Below are 21,069 nucleotides of genomic sequence, written 5' to 3'. Positions count from 1 at the left end.
TGATCTAAAAATGCGATTTCACGCAAAGGAAACAAAAATAATAGCAATATTGTTGCTTCTTTATAGTGTCATCGCTTATTTTAACCCTAATATTCTCGCTTTAACTGCATGGGGAGAAAATCCTCGCTTCTATTTGGCAAATTATGCTGGATTCTTTTTCTGGTTCGCAACGTTATTTATTGTACTTCCTTTATATTCTGTATATTTACAGCCAAATTTTAATTACTTCCAAAATATCAATGTTTTCTATAGATACGGAAGATTAAAAAAATATTGGCATACACGCTTAAGGATTACTCTTCTGGAGAGTGTCCTATTTGTGTCTTATCTGTATTTGCTAATACTGTTGCGTGCAGGATATTTTCATCAGATAAGTCGCTATATTGATAACATAAACTTTTTTTTAAAAAGCTATCTTCTGCAAATATTGGCGTTTTGTTTATTTGCCTTGCTGTATACATTTTTTACTGACATCTTTAACAAATCCATATTAGGATTTGCTTGTGCCTATTTCATATTTGTTTATGATTATATTGCTGTAAATACGGGACTGCCTAAAATCAACATGCTTTGTGCAATCTCTTTTCGCCCCGAAGACTTGCCCATTTATTGGCCTCTTTTCATTATGATAGCAGCTCTCATTATATTATTCGCTGTTTTAGGTATGGCCCTTCTGAAACGGAGGGATAATTATTGGAAGGCGGATCTAAAATGAAGCTAAGACGATTAAATCATCTTTTATATCGGTATATTCTTATTAGCTTTGTTTTTCTAATATTATATTTGCCAAATATTTTCTTATGTAGAACGCAAAATTTAAACTTAGAAACTTACTACTTGCTGAATTTTGGTGGCTTTTATCTCTCAAAATCCTTTGATATTGTAGAAGTTATAAAGTTTTTAGTACCTAATCTATTTATCATTTATATGTTTTCAGAAATTATGCGTTCGGAATGTATCATCAATTATGTTTATGTATTTATCAGAACTTCAAAAAAACAAAAATGGCTTTTTCAAATAACTATAAGGTTATTCATTTATATTGCTACTTTGTACATTTGGCTCTTTTTACTCACATTGATCATTGGAAAATTTGCAGGGCTTCCATTAGAATTAGATTCCTTTTTTAAAATGATTTTACCTCTATATTTTCTTAACGTACTAACTATATTTGAATTCGTGTTTCTCCAGAATATCTTATCTATGAAGAACGGAAGCGCGTTAGCATTTATATTGATTGTTATCCTTTATGCGATCCCTCTGATTGCGGTTTCTCTTCTGCAACAAATTTTTAGTTTAAATATAATTTTATATTTTATTTTACCCGCTAATCAAATGTATCTTTGGCACGCAGATCGTATCAATATAAGTGAAGCGGAAAGTTTTTTTTCAAGTCCGTTATCGGGCTTTTTTCTGCTAAATTCTTTACTCATCCTATTTGGTTTCATTGTCGTTAGTTATCATATTTATAGATATCGCTTTATCAGGAAAGATATGATTGAACTTATAAAGGAATAAGATTAAAGGAGTGGAAGCTGATGAACGCAGTTGAAATCAGTAATATGTCAAAGGTCATTAAAGGAAAAACTATTTTATCGCATATCAACCTTTCTTTGGAACAAGGAGAGGGGTACGGACTATATGGGCATAACGGCTCAGGGAAATCGATGCTTCTGCGGTCGATTGCCGGGCTGATTCATCCAACAGAAGGAATAATTAAAGTGTTTGATAAAGAAATCGGAAAAGAAATTTCTTTTCCTGAAAGTCTTGGCTTAATCATTGAATCAGTCGGTTTTTGGCCTTACTATACCGGTTTCGAGAATCTAAAAACTTTGGCATCAATTAAGGGTCTAATCTCTGATGCGGAAATTAAACATTCTATAAAAAGGGTTGGACTTGACCCTGATGATAAGCGTACTTACAGGAAATATTCGCTCGGGATGAAACAGCGGCTCGGCATCGCACAAGCGATCATGGAAAGACCGGATCTGATCCTTTTGGATGAACCCACCAACGCCCTTGATGAAGATGGAGTTGAATTGGTACGAACAGTAGTGCGAGAAGAAATCGACAGGGGCGCTACAGTAGTGATTGCCAGCCATAATAAGGATGACCTCTCTCTATTATGCAGCAAATTTTTCAAAATGAATGACGGAATTTTAAAAGAAACGGAGGGTGCTCAATAAAATGAAGAAGGGATATTATATCATTCCAGTGGTACTTGTCATTTTTTGTCTCTTGACAGCTATGACAACAAGAATGTCCTATCGGAATGATTTGATGGAACGAATTCAGAGTTATAATTATCAATCAAATGACGAATTACAGAATGTTTTTGATTCAAAAAAATTCCATTCCCCGGACGATCTAATTCAGCAGGCCGACGCGATTATAAAATGTCAATTTTCGGGTAATCGACAAATTACGGATGAGGCTTTTTATACACCGGTTCTTGTATCTGACGTTTATAAAGGGAATAGTGAACTGAAAGGGAAAACCCTTACGATTGTTGAAACAATTAATGTAATTGAAAACTACAAAATCACGCCGAATTATTTTCTCCTTACAAGTAAGGGCTTTTATATTCCTCTACAGAAAGGCGAAGATTATATCCTTTTAATAAAAAAATTGCCACTTAATAAAGCGAGAAAATCTGGTACATTTTTAGATTCACAATATTATCCGGTGAGTCAAACTGCATTTGGGATATATCGAATATCAGACACTAAGCAGACAGAACTGATTAATATTGAGAAAGATAATATCCCCTTTAGTCAATTATCCGGGTTCGATTTATTTGCATCAAAGCAGGAACAATTAGATACTTATTATCAATATAAGCAACAAATTTTCAAAGCGATAGGCATATGATATATATGAAATAATTATTAAAGAGGTATGCTGTTCATCGCCCCAATCCCTCCAGCCGCTCTAAAAAAGCGTAGAAAGGATTGTACTCTCTATACTGATATTGCTTATAGTTGTGCTCTTAACCCTTGTGATTGCCCTGCTGGACGGAAAAATTAAATTTTTAGCCAATCAAAACAATACCTGAGCGTCTAATTGCTGTTTATGCACTTGAGTAATTGGATGATTTGCATCAACGTTACAATAGTCCACATTGATACTAGCAATGCATCCATCCGAATTGATTCACGCCGTAATACTATCAGAAACGTCCTGATCAACTTTTCTTAACATGAGAATATGATAGCATCCACGGGTAAACGAATTTTTATCGACTATAAAGTTATCGCTATTAGGAACCGTATTCTTTATAGCGTTTTGAAGCAGATCAACCGGATCAATTTTTTGCGAGTCTGAAGAGGATATTTTGTTATTCGCTTTTGAACTGCCTTCCCAAAACGTGGTCAGTCGATTTTGACTGTCCATCATATAAACATTCTTGTGAGAATCCTGATAGATGAAAACATGGAACCTGATTGCCATAGTAAAAGGAGGTATCAGAAAAAAGACGACCACCGCCAATCTTGTGGTCTCCGAGTCCGCATAAACTATTTGAATCGGGGCATCATCCGATTGACATTATGTCGGCATACCGATATAATAAGGTTGAGGTGATTACCTTGAGCGTCAATGAAATTTTATCGCAGCGCGGCATGACAAAATATAAGCTGGCTAAAATGAGCGGCGTTCCATACACGACGGTTAACGATATTTGCAGTGGAAAGACGAGAATCGGAAATTGTTCCGCAGAAACACTTTACAAACTCTCGCAGTCACTCGGCGTCACAATGGAACAGCTTATGAGAAAAGGGGGCGCAGAAATGGAATACCGGGACACATTCGATGTTTTCAAAAGCAATATCTGCCATCAGGTCAAGGACACGGGCGATCTCGATTTTATCATCCATACGTTGAAATCCGGGCTGATCAGGAAATATTACGATCAAAAGTGGTATCCCGAAAGCCTCTATCTGCTGGCTATGGTAGATTATCTGAGCCGTGAAAACGACCTTCCTCTTTGCCAGGAATATAATGACATCCGCGCACACAGACTAGCTGAGCCGCTGTTTCCGTTGAGTGTGGTCATGGCCGACGACATCACAAGGAGCAACAAGTGGAAGGCCGAGAGCATCCGCGACGCAATACCGGAATTTATACGCTTCAATATCGTAGAAGGTGAGATTCGGAATGTCATCTGACACACATTTTACACGGGAAAATCTGGATTTCTATTTAAGAGAGCTGGCAAAGGAGTACAGAAAACTCGGCGGTAAAAACATGCCTGCCGAAGTGATTCTGATTGCGGCGCGTCCATCTTGGCTAATTATGGCTTCCGAAATATGACCTATGATATGGACGCCATTATTTCGGCATCTTCCGCCATCAAAGACGCCATCAATCATGTGGGAGACAAGTATGAGCTTCCGAATGGCTGGCTGAATACCGATTTTGTAAGGACAAAATCCTACACGCCGAAGCTGATTGAATTTTCCGTTTACTATAAAACTTTTTCCGGCGTTCTCACCGTGAGGACGGTTTCCGCAGAATATCTGATCGCCATGAAACTAAAATCCGGCAGAAGGTATAAAAACGACATCTCCGATGTGGTGGGAATTGTCAGCGAGCATAACGCCAAAGGAAAGCCTCTAACTTTCGCTCAGATTGACAAAGCGGTCCGTGATCTCTATGGTTCATGGGATGGAATTCCCGCCGAACTGAAAAATTTGGTTACATTCGTTTTGGAGCAGCCGGATAAACCAGCTCTATATGAACGATACAGAGGATTGGAAAAACAGTCTAAAGATATTCTGCTGGAATTTGAGCAAAATCATCCGGATGTTGCAAACGAAAACAATGTAAATGCCATCCTCGAAAAGGCGCTGCGGAAAAAGCAATCGAAGGACGAACCGGAGAGGTAAAACAAGACTCAAACCATTAAGTCAACGGACGTGGACAGATTGAGCAAGGTATAGTCGGAGGTAACGCCCGCTTCATCGATTATCGACTGTATTTGCGTCATTGACTGCGCTGGATTTTCTGACCAGAAGGTCAGGCCAAACTTTTCAGGCGCATTCCAGTGTGTCAAATTGCGGTTTCATCTGCCATGGGGCAACCACTACAAAATAATAAGTGGGTGTCGAATCCCTGGGCAGGAGGTCTAACGGATAGCTATCTACAAAGGTGGTGCTGATCGTTTTCGCCTGTTCTTCGGAGGCCGAAGCAAGCGTAAAATCCATAGATTGGTTTGTGAAATAAGTCGTATGCTCGATTGTATTCATTCCTACAATAAGGACCTTTGCGTCCTGTCCGGTATATTCCGCTGTGGGCAGACCAAGACTTTTGATAAAATCGTAATAGATGTTATCCTCAACAAACTGAACATCCAACGGCAATTTCAAAGTTTTCTCTGTGCTTTTATCGCCTACAGACTCCCGGTAAGTGCTCACAAAATCACTTGGAAGATCGCTTGTCGTGCAGGAATAGGTCAGATCCGCCTGATAGGTGCTTTTATAAACGCCGTCAGCGGTTTTCAGTTTGTCATATAGCTGCGACAGTTCTTTTTCCTGCATATTTTGTGTAGCAAACGAGATATCGCCGTCCATTTCCACGGTGTATTCTTTTGCAAGCTGTTTCAACGTGGTTCCAAAAGCACTTCCCGACACAAACAGCACGACGCTTAAAGTAAGAGATAACACAACGCTGCGATAGCGCTTTTTGTTTCTCCTGAAATTCTTTAATGCGAGCGTTCCCTCCAGACCGTAAATACACTGTACAGTTTTTGACGTTTTGACAGCCTTCGATTCGGTTTTGATCTCGTTAGTTTGGCGAATACATTCCATCACGGGAGTGGCAACAGCCTTCTTGGCTGGAATATAGGCTGAGATCAAAATTGTGATCAAGCTTACCACCGCCGCCACAACCAGTGCGGGGGCAGATACCGACAGGGTCAAGGGCACCGTGCTGCTGATAATCGTACTGAAATTATTTGCAACAATAGGAAGTATCAGTTTAATACTGCCTATGCCGACCAGAACACCAATCGGTATTCCAACCACACTAATGCAAAGGCCCTCAAACAGCACCGAATTCCGCAGTTGTTTGGCAGCGGCCCCTACCGACATAAGAATGCCAAACTGGTGTGTGCGTTCGTTCAGCGAGATATTGAAGGAGTTGTAAATCAGAAAAATTGAGCCTATCATAATGATGGCGACCAAAATACCACCGACCGAATACAGCAGGGTATTGAACAGTTTATTATCTGAAACACCCATGAAGCGCAGCACATCATCGTTAAGGACGTAAGTTTGGCTTTCGGCTACACTATTAACGTAAGTCTTGACATTGCGCGGATTTTTAAGCGTGACAAACAGGCTGAAGCTGTCTGCCTTATCTGTTGTGTCTGCTTTTGTTATCAGGGTATATCCCGGAGCGGATGGTTCTTCAAATCCCGGTCGGTCGCAGATACCCACAACCGTGTAGGTTTTCTTCGTCACAGGTACCAGCGTTTCCTCCCCGGTGCGATAGGAATCGTGCTGGGTGAGTGCTTTACCACCTGCCTCGCGGTTCCCGACCGCAAGGGTAAGGGTATCGCCCACCGAAATCTTAACGCCGGCCTTGGCTGCAATGTGGGACGGGACAAGAACTTCGCTGCTGTTTTTCGGTAGCCTGCCGGAAATCAGGGTGATGGGCAGGGTGTCAAAGGTTTCGTTATTGAAACCGGCAATAAAAAGATAGGGCTTTTCTGAGCTTTTTGCTCCGTCAAGTTTTGCGTAGCCGATATTCTCGAACGTCGCGGTGCTTGCAACTTTGTCGTTACTTGCCTGCTTTGCTGCGAAAGAAGAATTCACATCCTCAAATTCAACATGCCAGTCACCGTATTTCGCAATTGAGCCGTTTATCAGATAATTTAACAGAGAAGTACCAAAGGTGGCGACTGCCGTAATCATAGCGGCTGACAGAACAACGCCGACGATTGTTACAAGTGTTCGTGTGCGGTTCTTTTTCAGTCCTTGCAGGGCGACTTTATTAAAGATATTCATTATCGTGCCGCCTGTCTGTCGTCCCGCACTACTTTGCCATCTGCGATGGTAATAATGCGGTCTGCCTGCAAGGCGATATTTTCATCGTGTGTGACGAGAAGCAGAGTCTGTCCATATTTTCTATTGCTTTCTTTCAGCAGTTTGATAATTTCATGCCCATTCTGGCTATCAAGACTGCCGGTTGGTTCATCGGCCAGCATAACTGCCGGAGCGTTCATCAAAGCGCGCCCGATGGCCACCGTTGTTGCTGACCGCCTGAAAGCTGATTGGGAAGATGCGTTTTGCGGTCTTGCAGCCCAAGCAGATTGAGCAGGTCATTCAGCCGTTCCTCGTTGACTTTGCGCTTGTCCATCAGAATCGGCAGGGTGATGTTTTCAACCACATTCAGCGTGGAAATAAGGTTGTGAAACTGGTAAATCAGTCCAACCTGCCGTCTGCGAAAAATGGCAAGTTTTTCGTTGCTTTGGCATAAACATCCTGCCCTTCCAGGTACACCTTCCCGCTGGTCGGCACGTCCACACCCGCGATGGCGTGCAGCAAAGTGGATTTGCCGGAACCGGAAGAACCGATAATTGCGGTAAAATCTCCCTTTTCGATTGTAAGCGAAACATGGTCAAGCGCGGTAACTTGATTTTCGTCCTTGCCGTAGACCTTGCATAGGTCGTCAATTTTCAAAAACTCCATTCTGTGAGGTTCCTTTCGTATTGTTTACCCCTATCATAGAACCTTTAACTTACATCTCGGTGACTTTCCGGTGAGAGATTCGTCACTTTGGAAAACGAATGGCAAAGAGCGCGCCGCCTTGCGGATGATTTTTGGCGGTAATCGTCCCGCCCTGCCGGGTAATAATCATTTTACAGAGAGCAAGTCCAATCCCGTATCCTGTCGCGCCTGCATTTTTCCCGCGATAAAACCGGTCAAACAGGTTAGGTAAATCTTCTTTTGTGAAGCCCGCGCCGCTGTCGTGGATGGCAATTTGGGTAAACAATGGATTGTCATCACAAGAGATCTCAATTTTCCCGTTATCGCCCGCGCTTTCCATGCAGTTTTTGAGGATGTTTTGAATTGCTTCCGAAAGCCATCCGGAGTCGCCCTGAATGACAGTCCCTTTCGGCACGTCCGTCTGCAAAGCAATATGGTGTAGCTCCATCGAAATCAAAAACGGGTGAAGCGCGGCGGTTACCAAAGCGTCCACATCGATCCATTCGTTCTGGAACGCTACTATGCCCGCGTCCAGGCGGGATAATTTCAACAATGAAGCAAGCAGCCAATCCATCTGTGCAAACAATTCCTTTGTTTCCCGTATCAATGTTTTCCGTTCACTTTCATCAGGATTGTTCTCTAACAAGGACAGGATAAGGTTTACAGATGTGAGCGGAGTGCGAAGCTGATGAGCGATGTCCGCCAGCGAATCGGCAAGATGTTCTTTTTCTTTTTTCATCGCGTCGTTTTGTTCCCGAATACGCAGCGTCATTTTTTTGATTTCGCTTTGCAGAATGGAAAGTTCGCCCTCGTCCGATTCGCTGATATACAGACGGTCGGCGTTATGAAGCACAAGATCGATTTGATCCGCAATCTGTGCAAGGCTCTTATATCGGGCTTTGGTAAACGCGAAAAACGCTGTTCAAAAGGCGGCGGCAGAAGCGATGGCAAGGATTCCAGCCGCCGCGTTGATGGTAAATCCCAGCGTCACAGCGGTAGCGGCTATTATGAAGAACAAAATGGCAAACAGCCGAAACTCTCTATTCCGAAGCATACCCATCCCCCAATCGATATCCCGTCCCGCGAACAGTCAGAATGATTTGCGGGCTTGCGGGATCGTTCTCTATCTTCTCCCGCAGGCGTTTAATGTACACGGTCAATGTATTGTCGTTGACAAACTCCCCCGCAGCATCCCACAATTCGTCAAGTAACCTGTTTCTTGTGATAATACTTTTGGGATTGTTCAGAAACACCAGCAGCAAGCGGTATTCCAAGGCTGAAAGAAGAACCTCGCGTCCGTCCTTTTCCACCACGCCGCTTGCCAGATCGACATGAAGCCCACAGAATTCAAAAGCTGACGGAGAGCGTCCACTTTTTCGAAGAGCGGTTCCGATTCGTGCGATCAGTTCACGCGGACGAAAAGGCTTGGTGATATAATCATCAGCACCCATGTTCAACCCGGTAACAACACTCGCTTCATCACCGGAAGCCGTCAGAAAGATCACGGGAATATCCTGTGCTTCTTTGATTTCCGTGCAAACCGTAAAGCCATTTCCGTCAGGTAATGAAATATCAATCAGCGCCAGATCAAATTTGTTCCCGGCAAGCGCGGAAAGGGCGTCACTTCGCGTAGGGGCGTGGGTAACTGTAAATCCCTCCGAGCGAAGCAAAAGTACAAGATTCTTGGCGATTTCCTTATCGTCCTCAATCAGAAATATCCGTTTCATTTATTTTCACCATTCTTTACTTTACTGCTCCTATATCATCCGTCAGCCGATTTCTCAGCGTCAACAGGAACAAGCCATGTATTTCCCATTTTTTTAGCTCCCTTAATCCGACCGGCAGAACAATGGTATACGACCATTCTGTCTGTGATTCCCCAATTATTTGCTGCTTCTTTTGTCGTGATATAATCCATGCGCAACGCCTCCATAGTCTCATTATATTTCTTCTGAAAGAAATATGCAAGGTTGCTTATGAAGTTGGATAACTACCAGATGGCATAAGCATGGTATTGTCATTCAGTCGTTTCTATGACTCCACAATGTTCATTTTTGAAATTTTTTTCAGAGGAACACAGGTTGCAATCAGGCAGGCGATAATCGAGAGAAACGCCGCCTCCAAAATTGGCAGAAGTGGGATTGCGACGATCTGTACCGTATCGGTAGCGGCCGCCGATTTTCAAAAAGTTTAAGCTTTTAGGTTGATATTGCAATGCATTAAGCATATAATATAAGCACAATGGATTACAAAGGAGCTGATTTCTATGGCCAATACGACGAATTTCAGCGTCCGCATGGACAGCGATATTAAAAAACAGTGCGAGGCGCTTTACGGCGAACTCGGTATGAATCTCACGACGGCTATCAACGTCTTTTTGAGGCAGTCTCTTCGGTCTGGCGGTTTTCCGTTCGACGTGACGCTAAATACGCCGAACGCCGTTACCCTCGCTGCCATGCAGGAAGGGGAGCGGCTTGCCAAAGACCCCAACGCCAAACGCTACAGTGATGTGGAGGAAGCGTTGAGGGAGTTGAAAAGATGAAACTGGACATCGTTTGGACGTCTCAGTTCAAAAAGGACTACAAGTTAGCGGTGAAGCGCGGGCTGAAAATAGATTTGCTGGACAATATTATCCGTTAGCTTTCTAAATGTCAGCCTTTACCCGAGAAAAACCGCGACCACCTTTTGACCGGAAATTATGTGGGTTACCGGGAATGTCATATTCAAAGCGACTGGCTGCTTGTGTATCGAATTGAGAATGACGTTCTGGTTTTAACGTTGTCCCGCACAGGCTCACACAGTGATTTGTTTGGAGAATGATCAACCATTATAAACGCGAGGGGATGACGGTTTGTCATCCCCTCGCGCTATCGGTCGTATTCCTGCCCCCGATCTCTGGTCCTTTCCGCGCGGGCAAGCTCGTCGGCGGTCTTGCGGATTTTTTCCACGGCCTGAATATCCGTGCGCATGGATTTCATCTGCTGATACAGGGTGCTGTTTTTGGCGGTGAGGCGTTCCGCTTCGGCCTGCCAATGTCTCGGGGTAATCTTTTCGCTGGACGCTTTCAGCTCATCCAGATAACGCACGGCGGCGTCATACAATGCAAGCTCAACACTGTGCGCGTCCTGAAACTTTTCCTGCGCTTTCGGCTTTAGGGTAGCAAGCCGCTGACGGAAAACCTTGTTGTCGGTATACTGCCTCCACATGGAAAGCCGCTTATTCAATTCGTCAATCTGGCGGGCAGTGGCGGCAATCTTGCCGCGCAATCCGTAATATTCCGTCTGCATGGCGGTGACTTTTGCATGAAGCTCCTGCATGGAGGAAATGTCGTTTTCCTGCAAAAAGCTGAACAGGGCGGCGCTCTCCTTCAGCGCCTTTACCTTTCCGTATCTAGTTGTCGGTTTAGTTGCGGCCTGCGCCTGTTGAAGCTGTTCCCAAATGCTTTGCTTTTGCTCCGGCTGAGTTGTCTGTTGTTTCGTCCAGTTGTAAATCCGAGTGATGCGGGCCTTGATCTCTTTGAGAAGCCGGTTCTGCGCGGAGATTTCCCGGTTGATAGTACCTTTCTCAGTGGGGATGCCCCGGCGTTCCATCTGCGTGGCGGCGACGCCCATGTGAACGGTTGGAACTTTCTGTACGCCCTGCCGGGTATAGCTGCGGTTATCGATCCGCTCTGGTCGGCCGATCTGCTCCAGCGCTCGGTTGCAGGCGTCGGCCCACGCTGCCCGCCATACCTCGGCTTTACCTGGATCATTCCAGTCTGTTGTATCGACCCGGTGGCTTTTGAACTCGCCGCCGGGGAGCCGGATACGCTGACCACACCCGTCGAGTTCATACTCCTTCCGGCACTTCGCGCCCCATTCTCCGTTTTCTTTCAGCGGTCGGATGGTGAGCATGATATGCGTGTGAGGATTTCCGCCACCCTTATCATGAATGGAAAAATCCGCGCACATGCCGGAGGCTACAAACGTGTTCAGAACATAGGTGCGGACAAGCGTACTCTGATCTTTTCGGTCAAGCTCTGCCGGAAGCGCAATTTCGATTTCACGAGCGAGTTGAGCGTTACAGCTTTTCTCGATTTTCTCCACGCTGTTCCAGAGAGTGGAACGGTCGGAGAACTCCGGTGGGGCATGGACTGGAAGAAGAATTTCCGAATAAACCACGCCACTTTTTTTCGTAAAGTCGTGGGTAATACCGTCCCATTCGTTTGTGAGCTTTTGCCCGCTACGGTAAGCGGCGGCAGCAACGGCGCTTCGGCCTTGGCTCCGCTTGATAATTTTGATACTGCAATGATAAGATTGCCATAAGCAAAAATCCTTTCAATGGTGATAGGTATAAAAAACGCCCCACGGAAAGGCGTATTCTCCGCAGAGAATAGGACTTTTCCGTGAGGCAAATAAGAGGTTTGGAGGGTGTAGCCCTCCATCGCGCCCGTCAGGGCGCAACGGCCTCGCAGAGCGCACGGCACCCGTCAGGGTGTATAAGTGCGCCATTAGTATAATTACACTAATGGAACGGGACGGCAGTTTAGCGCATTTGCTTCAAAAATGCTTTGACCTGTTCGCCCGTCATGGGGACGATTTCGGGAAACACGCTTTCCAGAATGGCCCCGCGCTCGATCAGGCGATGCATCCGTGCTTTTCTTTCCGCGTCGGCTTTCCGATTCAGCAAAATTTTCTGCCGGTTTTCAAGCTGACGAGTTTCCTCCCGTATGGTTTCCGGCTCTTGTGATGATTGCATTGTATTCAATGTTATTCACTCCATCCATTTTTTCTTTTCAAAGTAATGCCGGAGATTTTTCACACCTTTTCTTACGGAATCGCAAACGCCGCTGCTTTTTACGCCCTCGGCACGGGCAATATCCACCTTCTTCATCCCGAGAATGTAATGCGTATAAACGCGCCTTGCCTGAATGGGTGGCAGATGGTCAAGAGCTTCATAAAGTTGTTGCATTGAAACTTTTTGAATAAGAAGTTCTTCAGGCGACGGCTCCGTGTGAGAATGCTGTTTTCGATGCCGTCGTTGCAATCCAGAGAGTAGTAGGCTTTGTGATACCATGCCCGGTGGTGATAGTTGTCTTCCTGTCGCTTCGCCAACAAAAATGCTTCGGCAATTTCATCGCTGACCTCGACAAAACAATCTTCATTGAGAAACGGATAATATTGCGTAGATTGATGGTGGGCATTATGAAAACCTCCAGACAGCAAGAGGGACAGACAGATTCAACTGCCTGTCCCTCTTGCTTATGTGATAGGGCATAAAACCCTTCACCGGGTTAGCCTGAAAATACGTTCCCGATCACTCTGTCTGCAAAATACATTTCACCTTCCTTCTAACCGCTTCAATGCTTCTCATAATAGCGGACTTGGAACAGCCGCAGATGTTACCAATCTGGGAACATCTGAGCCCTTCTAATGCGTAAAGTAGAAAGCGATAACGCTGTTTTTCCGTGCAGCTTTCCAACGCTGCCGTAATCTCCCGGAGGGTTTCTTTTCGACAGAGCCAATCCTCCGGCATTTCGTAGTAGCTCCTGCTACACTCATGAGCAATAATGTACTCGTCAAACTCGCGTCCGTCCCAATGACGGCGCTGCTCATGAAACAGGTTCTCGGTTTTGTGATCGGCCCGATCAAGATATTTTCCAACTTCAACGGACACTTCCACGGCTGCGTTTTGTCCGTATGCATCATCTTTCAGATATTTGAATCGAGGTTATGTATATGGATAAAATTATAGATTCTGACGGTTCTCAAAAACGCGTGTATTGTCTTTACCGCGTATCGACTCTCGGTCAGGTGGAAAAGGACGACATTCCCATGCAGAAACAGCGCTGCCGCGAATTCGCGGACGCGCAGGGTTGGAAAATTATCAAAGAGTTTTCCGAGAAAGGCGTATCCGGATTCAAGGTATCCGCAAAAGACCGCGACGCCATTCAGCATATCCAGCAGGACGCAGTCGCCAAAAAGTTTGACATTCTGCTGGTGTTCATGTTTGACCGTCTTGGACGGCGCGACGACGAGACGCCCTTTGTGGTCGAATGGTTTGTAAAGAACGGCATTGAGGTCTGGAGCGCGATGGAAGGTCAGCAGCGGTTTGACTCCCATGTGGACAAGCTGATGAACTACATCCGCTACTGGCAAGCCTCCGGCGAAAGTCTGAAGACTTCCGTTCGTGTCAAAACAAGGCTGGGACAACTTACCGAGGAAGGATTATACACTGGCGGTTCCATTCCGTTCGGATACCGACTTATAAAGCGAGGCCGTGTCAACAAGCGCAATCGCGAGGTTTTTGATCTGGCCATCGATGAAAACGAAGCCGAAATCGTTCGCCTGATTTTTCACAAGTATGTTGACGAAGGATTCGGCGCACAGCGCTTGTGTCGATTTTTGCATGACAATGGCATCAAAAGCAGAGACGGAAAAGGTTTTCCCAACACGAGCCTGAACCGCATCATCAAAAATGTCATGTACACGGGCATTCTCAAGAACGGCGACAGCCAATCAGAATATATCGACGGGCTGCGGATTATCGACGACGATGTGTTTGCCCACGCGCAGGATATCATGCGGCAGCGGACCCAGCCTCATAGTTCGGTCCCGCTCAACTGCAAAGGGAAATCCCTGCTGGTGGGAAATATCTTCTGTTCCCACTGTGGCAACCGGCTGACGCTGACGACCAGCGGAAGAAAGAAAAAGATGCCGGATGGCACCGTCCAGAAAGAAATCAGGATGCGGTATCAGTGTCACTACAAAGTCCGTCATCCTGGGGAGTGTGAAGGACAGTCCGGCTATTCCGTAAAGAAAGTCGATGCGATTGTCGATCATCTCATCCACATGAAATTCTCTGAAATCACGGCGGCATCGGAATCGGAAATTCTCTCCGGTCAACATGAGAAGGATATCGAATTGGCAAAGTCAAAATACGAAATTGCAAAAACGCATCTACTGAGCAAACAGAAAGAGCTTGGCGATTACAAAAGCGAAACTCTCAAAATTATTCGCGGTGAGAGCAGGATGAGCGTCGATCTTCTGAACACGATGGTCGCAGAAACCGAAGCACAAATCAAAGAATCACAGTCCACCTTAGATGCAGCAGACCTGGAATTGAAGACCTTGCTCGAAACCTCGGAAAACCGAAAGCGCGAGTATGACCGGCTGCTGAGTTGGGCGGACCTGTACGACAAAAGCTCTTTCGCGGCAAAGAAAATGATTGTGTCACAGTTTATCAAGGCTGTCCGCGTCGGCAGGGACTACAATATCGAAGTTGACTTCAATGTCTCCTTTGACGAATTCCAAAGCTTCTGCGGCGTGAAATCCACCGAAAGCATAGAGACCGAAGATACGGCACTTGTACGCACGGCTTGAGGGCAAAAAAATGAGGAAATCCTTTTACAGATTTCCTCATACATGGTGGACCTGAACGGGATCGAACCGTCGACCTCTCGGATGCGAACCGAACGCTCTCCCAGCTGAGCTACAGGCCCATGTAATATTCAATTTTGTGATGTGACCCGCGTGACTGCCAAGTGAGTTACGTACCGTTGCTAATACCGTTCCGCGTGCTCTCCCAGCTGAGCTACAGGCCCATATCTATGAAATTGTAAATTTGCTGGCAAAAATCTTTTTGGGCAGGTTCTTTAACGAAAACCGAACACTCCGCGCTCCCAGCTGAGCTACGAGCTCATGTACTAGAACCATTTAATCAATTTTGACGACGGTTAATATTATATCACGTTGTGGTTAATATTGCAACTGTTAATTTCACTTTTTTCTGGGGCTTTCGATGCAATTCCGCCCAATGCATCGCCAAAAAAGCTCCCGCCAATCGAAGGCAGGAGCGACGGTTAATTTTTCAGGTATAAAGCCGCAACCGGATCTCCGGAATAATCGGGAAGCAAGCTTGGAACCCGTACGTTTTTATCGATATAATCCGATCCGATTCCGGTGGAAGAATAGATCAGTGCAAAGAGAGCGCCCGTTTGAATCCACAAAATCGTGACATCCGTCAGTCCGTGTACAAAAACAGCGGCGGCAGCGGCCGTCATCAGAATATTCATATCCATAAATATATGATTGCGGAAGCGCAGAAGCAAAAGCTTTGCCTGCACCCCGACGTAAATTCCAATGGCAGCTAATCCGGTCACTCCAAAATTAAGCAGAATGTCAAGAATAATATTATGACAATGGTAAGTTTTGTACCCGGAAAACTGCTGATAAATCATTTGATAGGCCATGGCGCCGCGCCCGAAAAACGGGTGCTGCTCAATCCCCTTTACAGAGGCCGTCCAAATGGATAGCCGTTGGGAAAACGTATGGTCGATTGCCTCCGCTCCTCTGGGTATCAACTGCGGAAAGACTGTTAGCAGCGCGACCAGTATTCCAACCGATAAAATAAATATCATGGCAACTTTGTTTTTCTTTTTCAAAAGCAGCATTAAAGTAACTGCCGAAAACATCGCGGTAAAAGAAGAAAAACTCGCGGTAAGATACAAGCCGATAAAATTGAGCCCAATCACAGCAAAATAGAAAGCACTTAATTCAGAATTTGTATAAATACGGTAAAGAGCAATAAGCACAACAAATTCAATAATCATACCGTAATAATTTGTATTCGTAAATACAGATACCGGCCTGTAATCCGGAGCACTTGCAAATGAAGACGCTTTCTGATATAAAGCCACAAACAGACTGATGATACTCCCGACACAAATCAGATCCATCGCCTGATTGAAAATCGAGCGCGTCATGATACTGCGTATATACAGTGCGCAGCTTACAACCGCATAAATCAGGATGGAGTACGCCATTCCGATATAATTATCATAGATTGCCGCAACAAAAAATGTAATAATTAAAAATAGAAATAAAAATTTCGTATAAGGCGCTTCAAATGCGCGAACCCTTTTTTTACAGTTGACCATCGTCATCAGAGCAATGCCGACTACGATAATCATACTGAAATAAAACGGGGCAAAAATCGAGGCAGCCAGCAATAATACCAAAGACCGGTCAAAATCCGCACAGATCAGTTGAACCCGCTGAAAAAAGTCAAACCTGATGCTTTCTTTCACAGCTTGAATAATAGCGGTCATCTCCTTCTTTTAAAGTTTCCGCTTCCTCAAGACCACAATTGTCAATTATATCACATCGTCGATGCGAAACAAGATAAATAATGAATCGAAACGCTCCGTATGAATCACATCTATTTGTTAATTATAACGAAAAAGATGAACTGTTTTTTAAGTTTTTAACAATTTATTGGAAACATTCCATGAAACTGCCATTTTTATGATACGATAGTAGAAAACAAAACATAAAAAAGTGGGAAAATGAAATCATGATGATGGAAAACAACAATTCTTATTGTAAACGGTTTCACCCCGACTATTCATCCGGGCTGAATTCCGATCAGGTCGAATCTCAGCGGACTCACGGACTTGCAAACGGCGAAGAAGAATCCGGGACCCGCAGTGTGGGTCAGATTATTCGCAGCAATCTGATCACACCCTTTAACATTTTGAATCTTGCGCTCGCATCGCTGATTATCATGGTCGGGTCTTATAAGAATCTGCTTTTTCTCGGTGTAATTGTCTGCAATACACTGATCGGCACCATACAGGAAATCAGAGCAAAAAAAATGATTGACCGTCTGTCGCTCATTACCGCGCCGAAGGCTCATGTAATCCGCGACGGCAAAGAAAACGAAATTCCGGTTTCTGAACTTGTTCTTGACGACGTCCTGCTTCTTTCAACAGGCAACCAGGTCTGCGCGGACTGCATTATTCTGAACGGTGACTGTGAAGCCGACGAATCACTGATTACCGGCGAGTCCGATCCTGTGTCAAAGAAAAACGGCGACAGCCTGCTGAGCGGTAGCTTTCTGGTCGGCGGCAGCTGCAGGGCGCAGGTGGAGCATATTGGAAAAGAAAATTACGCTTCTCAGATTGCGGGAAGCGTTCGCTATTTGAAAAAGCCGAATTCGGAAATTATGACATGGACCAACCGCATCATCAAAATCACGGGTTTTGCCATTCTTCCGATCGGCGTTCTGATGTTCTACAAGCAGATGGCCGTTTCCGGTCAGGCGCTCCGACCCGCCGTGGTCGGAACGGTTGCCGCCCTGATCGGAATGATTCCGGAGGGGCTGGTGCTGCTGACCAGCGTCGTGCTGGCCGTCGGGGTGCTCAGGCTGTCGCGGCATAAGGCGCTGGTTCAGGAGCTGTACTCGATTGAAACACTCGCTCACGTGGATACCCTCTGTCTGGACAAAACCGGTACGCTGACACAGGGGACCCTTCAGGCTGAGGCCGTCGTACCGCTAAGCGACATCACAAAGGAACAGGCCGAGGAAGCGCTTTCGTCGCTTGCAAACGCCATGGACGACAACTCGCCGACCATGACCGCCATTCGGGAAATTATGCCGCAGCCCCCGGGCTGGACCTGCACCGGCAAAATCGCGTTTTCCTCCGCTCGGAAATGGAGCGGCGCGTGTTTTCAGGAAAAAGGAAGCTTTGTTCTCGGCGCGGGGCAATTTATCTTGAAAGATCAGTTTGAAACAATCAGGCCCCAGGTGGAAAAATACGCGAACCGCGGCAAGCGTGTCCTTCTGCTGGCTCATTCCGGCAATCCTCTTGGCGATCATGACCTGCCGGAAGGTCTCACGCCGATGCTTCTCGTTCTGCTCAGCGACAGAATCCGGCCGGGCGTGCGGGAAGCTCTCTCCTATTTTGCGGACCAGGGCGTCGAGCTGAAAGTGATTTCGGGGGACGACGTCAGAACGGCGGCAAGCATCGCCGGAAAAGCCGGACTGAAAAGCTCCGATCGCTGCGTGGACGCATCCCAGCTGAAAAGCGAGGAGGAATTAAAGGAAGCCGCCGAGCGTTTCACGGTTTTCGGAAGGGTGACCCCGCAGCAGAAACTGACCTTAATCCAGGCATTGAAAGAAAAAGAGCATACCGTAGCCATGACGGGAGACGGTGTGAACGACGTCCCCGCCCTGAAAGAGAGCGACTGCAGCGTCGCAATGGCGTCCGGAAGCGACGCCGCGCGCACCGTTTCCCAGATTGTCCTGATGGATTCCGATTTCTCCTCCATGCCCCGCATCGTCGCGGAAGGCCGCCGCTGCATCAACAACCTGCAACGATCGGCGTCCCTGTTTCTTGTCAAAGCCATCTTTTCCGCCGCCATCGCGGTATTCTTCCTGTTTCTGGCATCCGCTTATCCGTTTCAGCCGATTCAGTTTACGCTGATCAATGCCGTTTCAATCGGAACGCCGTCTTTCCTCCTCGCGCTGGAGCCGAACCGGGACCGCCTGCACGGAAGTTTTATCGGGAATGTAATGAAACAATCTCTGCCCGGTGCGGTAACGATGACACTTAATATCCTGCTTCTTGTCTCCCTCTCTTCGTACCTCGGGTTTTCCGCGGCGGAACAGTCCACGCTCGCCGTTCTGATTACCGGTTACACCGGGCTTTTAATCCTGTTTAAAGTCTGCCTTCCGTTTAATACGGCCAGAGCGCTTCTCTTTGCTTCCATGACCGCCGCTTTCATTCTGGCGTTGGTCTTCTTCCCTGCCGTATTTGAAGTAACCGCCCCTACAGTTCCGATGCTGCTGATTCTGGTGCCCATGTTCTTATTCTCCGCCAGCGCCATGGCGGTCGTCTACCATTTCATCGAACGGATTCTGCTTCGTAATTGACGGGTTACTTCAATCCTATTTTACGAAAGAAAGAATCACTGGAAATTCCGGTCGGCCTGATATACCGCCCAAGCCCGAAAAGGCAGTCCGGGTCTCGCGTGATATAATTCATTTTTTTCATGCAGTTCATGCTTGCCTGGAATCCGATTTCATGTAAAACCGGAATCGACTCCTTACTGACGGCCCCGAACGGATAAACAAAAGCGGCAGGCGTATAGCCGGTGTTTTCTTTCATTTCCCGCTGCATTTTTTCCAGGTCCTGCTTTAGTACAGACTGATAGTCCGAAGCGCTCTCCTTTTTTAATTTCAAGGCTCCGTACCTCTTTTGGGTCGAATGCAGGTTATAGGAGTGATTCTGAAATTCGACCAGGCCGGAACGCATCATTTCGTCAATTTCCCCCCAGGTCAGATAAGAGTAGTTCGCATGGTCCGCATCGCCGCCGGTATACAAATCCGTGTAATAACCGACCGGCGATATTATGATCTTTGCCTGATATTTTTTCGCAATTGGATAGGCATAGTAATAATTATTGTAGAACCCGTCGTCAAAGGTTATCATGACGGGTTTCTCCGGTAAAGGAACCTGCCGCTTCACATAGTCCAGAAGATCCTGAACCACAACCGTTTGATAACCGTTCTTTTTCAGCCATGCAAGGTCGCTCTCCAGGGTATCGGGAGATACGGTATAGTTCCCCTGCCTGCGCGACTCGCGCAAAATACTGTGGTACATAATGATGGGAAGCGGTATGCCGCGGTCAGCTCCCGCTTGCTGAACCGCCGCAACGGCTCCGCCGCAGAAACCTGATACAAGCAGTACTGCAATCGCGATAAAAAGAAAGTACCTGTGAATTTTCACCGACAAAAACATAAAAACCCGCCTCCGTTTAATATATGGAGGCAGGCAGGCGGATATCACAAATTTCACTATTAAGCCCTTACCTCGGCAAAGCGATGCGGTAAACAACAAAATAATGAAAAACGCTTCCCGCAAGGACAAACAGATGCCAGACGGAGTGGATGTACTTTCTCTTTTTTCCGATTCCGTAAAGAACGGCGCCGACCGTGTAAAAGACTCCGCCGACGATCAGGTTCCTTACCGAGCCGGCATCAAGGACGGCAATCAAAGGCTTAAAAAAGAAAATGACCACCCACCCCAGGCCAAGATAGCAGCACATGGAAAAGACCCGGAACCGCTGAACGCTGATTGCATTCAAAACAATTCCCACCACAGAAACACCCCAGACGATATCGAACAGGACCCAGCCGGTCGCACCGCCGAAACAAAGCAGGGAAACGGGCGTGTAGGTACCCGCGATCAGTAAAAAAATAGTACAGTGGTCCAGAATCCGCAGGACTTTTTTCCCCCGGCATATGCCCATGCCGTGATACAGGGTCGATACCAGATACAGCAGAATCATGGTGCCGCCGAATATGGAAACGCTGATCAGGGTAACCGCGTCCTGTCTGCATTTGGCCAACAGCAAAATCAGCCCGGCTATGGCAAACAATACCCCAAGGCCGTGCGTGACCGCGTTGAGAACCTCTTCCAGAGCGGTATAGCTCGGCAGCTGAAGTTCTTCTCTGCTCAATTTACATCTCGTTTGTCCCGCGTTCTTTTCCATGTTATATCGCATCCCGTCACATATAGTATTGATTACTATATGTT

19 protein-coding genes, 1 tRNA gene and 5 pseudogenes are annotated in these 21,069 nt (G+C 46.2%); 11 read left to right on the top strand and 14 right to left on the bottom strand.

Features of this window, described 5'->3' with window-relative positions; translation table 11 throughout:
- The first annotated feature begins 10 nt into the window (after positions 1 to 10).
- The 4 genes from CAFE_RS04845 to CAFE_RS04830 are packed head-to-tail and all read left to right on the top strand — an operon-like array spanning position 11 to position 2,871.
- A complete protein-coding gene (locus CAFE_RS04845; protein WP_156989970.1) occupies positions 11 to 715 on the top strand; it encodes a hypothetical protein in 705 nt (234 codons plus the stop codon).
- The gene (locus tag CAFE_RS04840) at positions 694 to 1,518 is read left to right on the top strand and encodes a hypothetical protein (RefSeq protein WP_166525067.1); all 825 of its coding nucleotides are present in this window, start codon (positions 694 to 696) and stop codon (positions 1,516 to 1,518) included. Before CAFE_RS04845 ends, CAFE_RS04840 begins: the two co-directional genes overlap by 22 nt.
- A gap of 20 nt (positions 1,519 to 1,538) precedes the next feature.
- Positions 1,539 to 2,186: an ATP-binding cassette domain-containing protein gene (locus tag CAFE_RS04835; RefSeq protein ID WP_156989968.1), complete on the top strand. Its 648-nt coding sequence runs from the start codon at positions 1,539 to 1,541 to the stop codon at positions 2,184 to 2,186.
- 1 nt (position 2,187) lies between these two features.
- The gene (locus CAFE_RS04830) at positions 2,188 to 2,871 is read left to right on the top strand and encodes a hypothetical protein (RefSeq protein WP_156989967.1); all 684 of its coding nucleotides are present in this window, start codon (positions 2,188 to 2,190) and stop codon (positions 2,869 to 2,871) included.
- 282 nt (positions 2,872 to 3,153) lie between these two features.
- Here the strand turns inward: CAFE_RS04830 and CAFE_RS04825 are convergent, their stop codons facing one another.
- Positions 3,154 to 3,489: a hypothetical protein gene (locus CAFE_RS04825; RefSeq protein WP_156989966.1), complete on the bottom strand. Its 336-nt coding sequence runs from the start codon at positions 3,487 to 3,489 to the stop codon at positions 3,154 to 3,156.
- 98 nt (positions 3,490 to 3,587) lie between these two features.
- On the opposite strand from CAFE_RS04825, the gene CAFE_RS04820 reads away from it, so the two are divergent.
- Genes CAFE_RS04820 through CAFE_RS04815 form a run of 3 tightly spaced genes read left to right on the top strand, consistent with a single transcriptional unit; the run spans position 3,588 to position 4,886 of the window.
- The gene (locus CAFE_RS04820) at positions 3,588 to 4,166 is read left to right on the top strand and encodes a helix-turn-helix transcriptional regulator (protein WP_156989965.1); all 579 of its coding nucleotides are present in this window, start codon (positions 3,588 to 3,590) and stop codon (positions 4,164 to 4,166) included.
- Positions 4,156 to 4,311 carry a hypothetical protein gene (locus tag CAFE_RS19960; RefSeq protein WP_233452708.1) on the top strand — a complete coding sequence of 52 codons (156 nt, stop codon included), beginning with the start codon at positions 4,156 to 4,158 and terminating at the stop codon, positions 4,309 to 4,311. Before CAFE_RS04820 ends, CAFE_RS19960 begins: the two co-directional genes overlap by 11 nt.
- Positions 4,284 to 4,886: a hypothetical protein gene (locus CAFE_RS04815; RefSeq protein ID WP_233452707.1), complete on the top strand. Its 603-nt coding sequence runs from the start codon at positions 4,284 to 4,286 to the stop codon at positions 4,884 to 4,886. Before CAFE_RS19960 ends, CAFE_RS04815 begins: the two co-directional genes overlap by 28 nt.
- Before the next feature lie 144 nt (positions 4,887 to 5,030).
- Here the strand turns inward: CAFE_RS04815 and CAFE_RS04810 are convergent, their stop codons facing one another.
- From CAFE_RS04810 to CAFE_RS04790, 5 genes and pseudogenes are all read right to left on the bottom strand, one after another.
- Positions 5,031 to 7,007: an ABC transporter permease gene (locus tag CAFE_RS04810; protein ID WP_330593856.1), complete on the bottom strand. Its 1,977-nt coding sequence runs from the start codon at positions 7,005 to 7,007 to the stop codon at positions 5,031 to 5,033.
- Positions 7,007 to 7,691: pseudogene (locus CAFE_RS04805) on the bottom strand (ABC transporter ATP-binding protein). Before CAFE_RS04805 ends, CAFE_RS04810 begins: the two are co-directional and overlap by 1 nt.
- 82 nt (positions 7,692 to 7,773) lie before the next feature.
- Positions 7,774 to 8,763 (bottom strand): annotated as a pseudogene (locus CAFE_RS04800) (sensor histidine kinase).
- The gene (locus tag CAFE_RS04795) at positions 8,750 to 9,436 is read right to left on the bottom strand and encodes a response regulator transcription factor (protein WP_156989964.1); all 687 of its coding nucleotides are present in this window, start codon (positions 9,434 to 9,436) and stop codon (positions 8,750 to 8,752) included. The pseudogene CAFE_RS04800 and the gene CAFE_RS04795 overlap by 14 nt, the downstream one beginning before the upstream one ends.
- 35 nt (positions 9,437 to 9,471) lie before the next feature.
- On the bottom strand, positions 9,472 to 9,627 hold the full coding sequence (locus CAFE_RS04790) for a helix-turn-helix domain-containing protein (RefSeq protein WP_156989963.1): 156 nt from the start codon (positions 9,625 to 9,627) through the stop codon (positions 9,472 to 9,474).
- A gap of 348 nt (positions 9,628 to 9,975) precedes the next feature.
- Between CAFE_RS04790 and CAFE_RS04785 the strand changes: the two genes are divergently transcribed.
- Together CAFE_RS04785 and CAFE_RS04780 are read left to right on the top strand one after the other, a co-directional pair.
- Positions 9,976 to 10,251, top strand: coding sequence for a type II toxin-antitoxin system RelB/DinJ family antitoxin (locus CAFE_RS04785; RefSeq protein WP_156989962.1), 276 nt, complete (start codon positions 9,976 to 9,978; stop codon positions 10,249 to 10,251).
- A pseudogene (locus CAFE_RS04780) lies at positions 10,248 to 10,529 on the top strand (type II toxin-antitoxin system YafQ family toxin). The gene CAFE_RS04785 and the pseudogene CAFE_RS04780 overlap by 4 nt, the downstream one beginning before the upstream one ends.
- Before the next feature lie 47 nt (positions 10,530 to 10,576).
- Here CAFE_RS04780 and mobQ read toward each other — a convergent pair.
- The 4 genes and pseudogenes from mobQ to CAFE_RS19950 form a co-directional block, all read right to left on the bottom strand.
- Positions 10,577 to 11,992 (bottom strand): annotated as a pseudogene (gene mobQ / locus CAFE_RS04775) (MobQ family relaxase); the annotation flags it as partial.
- Between the two features lie 241 nt (positions 11,993 to 12,233).
- The gene (locus CAFE_RS04770) at positions 12,234 to 12,446 is read right to left on the bottom strand and encodes a DUF3847 domain-containing protein (RefSeq protein ID WP_156989982.1); all 213 of its coding nucleotides are present in this window, start codon (positions 12,444 to 12,446) and stop codon (positions 12,234 to 12,236) included.
- 15 nt (positions 12,447 to 12,461) lie between these two features.
- Positions 12,462 to 12,891, bottom strand: a pseudogene (locus tag CAFE_RS04765) (RNA polymerase sigma factor).
- A gap of 113 nt (positions 12,892 to 13,004) precedes the next feature.
- Entirely contained in the window at positions 13,005 to 13,403 is a 399-nt protein-coding gene (locus tag CAFE_RS19950; protein ID WP_156989961.1) for a sigma-70 family RNA polymerase sigma factor, read from the bottom strand.
- 23 nt (positions 13,404 to 13,426) lie between these two features.
- On the opposite strand from CAFE_RS19950, the gene CAFE_RS04755 reads away from it, so the two are divergent.
- Positions 13,427 to 15,070, top strand: coding sequence for a recombinase family protein (locus tag CAFE_RS04755; RefSeq protein WP_166525066.1), 1,644 nt, complete (start codon positions 13,427 to 13,429; stop codon positions 15,068 to 15,070).
- Positions 15,071 to 15,113: 43 nt separating this feature from the next.
- Here CAFE_RS04755 and CAFE_RS04750 read toward each other — a convergent pair.
- Positions 15,114 to 15,189: transfer RNA gene (locus CAFE_RS04750), tRNA-Ala, on the bottom strand.
- 360 nt (positions 15,190 to 15,549) lie between these two features.
- The gene (locus tag CAFE_RS04745) at positions 15,550 to 16,797 is read right to left on the bottom strand and encodes an O-antigen ligase family protein (RefSeq protein WP_156989959.1); all 1,248 of its coding nucleotides are present in this window, start codon (positions 16,795 to 16,797) and stop codon (positions 15,550 to 15,552) included.
- A gap of 245 nt (positions 16,798 to 17,042) precedes the next feature.
- On the opposite strand from CAFE_RS04745, the gene CAFE_RS04740 reads away from it, so the two are divergent.
- Positions 17,043 to 19,403: an HAD-IC family P-type ATPase gene (locus CAFE_RS04740; RefSeq protein ID WP_139104006.1), complete on the top strand. Its 2,361-nt coding sequence runs from the start codon at positions 17,043 to 17,045 to the stop codon at positions 19,401 to 19,403.
- A 4-nt stretch (positions 19,404 to 19,407) separates the two neighbouring features.
- Here CAFE_RS04740 and CAFE_RS04735 read toward each other — a convergent pair whose 3' ends face one another.
- On the bottom strand, positions 19,408 to 20,271 hold the full coding sequence (locus CAFE_RS04735) for a polysaccharide deacetylase family protein (RefSeq protein ID WP_156989958.1): 864 nt from the start codon (positions 20,269 to 20,271) through the stop codon (positions 19,408 to 19,410).
- 67 nt (positions 20,272 to 20,338) lie between these two features.
- Positions 20,339 to 20,992 (bottom strand): PAQR family membrane homeostasis protein TrhA, encoded by a 654-nt coding sequence (trhA, locus tag CAFE_RS04730; protein WP_233452705.1) that lies wholly within the window; start codon positions 20,990 to 20,992, stop codon positions 20,339 to 20,341.
- Positions 20,993 to 21,069: the final 77 nt, after the last annotated feature.

Origin of the sequence: Caproicibacter fermentans (assembly GCF_009746625.1) — a bacterium.
In the GTDB taxonomy this organism is placed as follows: domain Bacteria; phylum Bacillota; class Clostridia; order Oscillospirales; family Acutalibacteraceae; genus Caproicibacter; species Caproicibacter fermentans.
This window is presented reverse-complemented; position numbering and strand designations above follow the sequence as displayed.

Excerpts from the sequence above, each read along its gene's own strand:
- CAFE_RS04845 (WP_156989970.1), top strand. The coding sequence starts at position 11 with ATGCGATTTCACGCAAAGGAAACAAAAATAATAGCAATATTGTTGCTT.
- CAFE_RS04835 (WP_156989968.1), top strand. The coding sequence starts at position 1,539 with ATGAACGCAGTTGAAATCAGTAATATGTCAAAGGTCATTAAAGGAAAA.
- CAFE_RS04830 (WP_156989967.1), top strand. The coding sequence starts at position 2,188 with ATGAAGAAGGGATATTATATCATTCCAGTGGTACTTGTCATTTTTTGT.
- CAFE_RS19960 (WP_233452708.1), top strand. The coding sequence starts at position 4,156 with ATGTCATCTGACACACATTTTACACGGGAAAATCTGGATTTCTATTTA.
- CAFE_RS04810 (WP_330593856.1), bottom strand. The coding sequence starts at position 7,007 with ATGAATATCTTTAATAAAGTCGCCCTGCAAGGACTGAAAAAGAACCGC.
- CAFE_RS04795 (WP_156989964.1), bottom strand. The coding sequence starts at position 9,436 with ATGAAACGGATATTTCTGATTGAGGACGATAAGGAAATCGCCAAGAAT.
- CAFE_RS04790 (WP_156989963.1), bottom strand. The coding sequence starts at position 9,627 with ATGGATTATATCACGACAAAAGAAGCAGCAAATAATTGGGGAATCACA.
- CAFE_RS04785 (WP_156989962.1), top strand. The coding sequence starts at position 9,976 with ATGGCCAATACGACGAATTTCAGCGTCCGCATGGACAGCGATATTAAA.
- CAFE_RS04770 (WP_156989982.1), bottom strand. The coding sequence starts at position 12,446 with ATGCAATCATCACAAGAGCCGGAAACCATACGGGAGGAAACTCGTCAG.
- CAFE_RS04755 (WP_166525066.1), top strand. The coding sequence starts at position 13,427 with ATGGATAAAATTATAGATTCTGACGGTTCTCAAAAACGCGTGTATTGT.
- CAFE_RS04745 (WP_156989959.1), bottom strand. The coding sequence starts at position 16,797 with ATGACCGCTATTATTCAAGCTGTGAAAGAAAGCATCAGGTTTGACTTT.
- CAFE_RS04740 (WP_139104006.1), top strand. The coding sequence starts at position 17,043 with ATGATGATGGAAAACAACAATTCTTATTGTAAACGGTTTCACCCCGAC.
- CAFE_RS04735 (WP_156989958.1), bottom strand. The coding sequence starts at position 20,271 with ATGTTTTTGTCGGTGAAAATTCACAGGTACTTTCTTTTTATCGCGATT.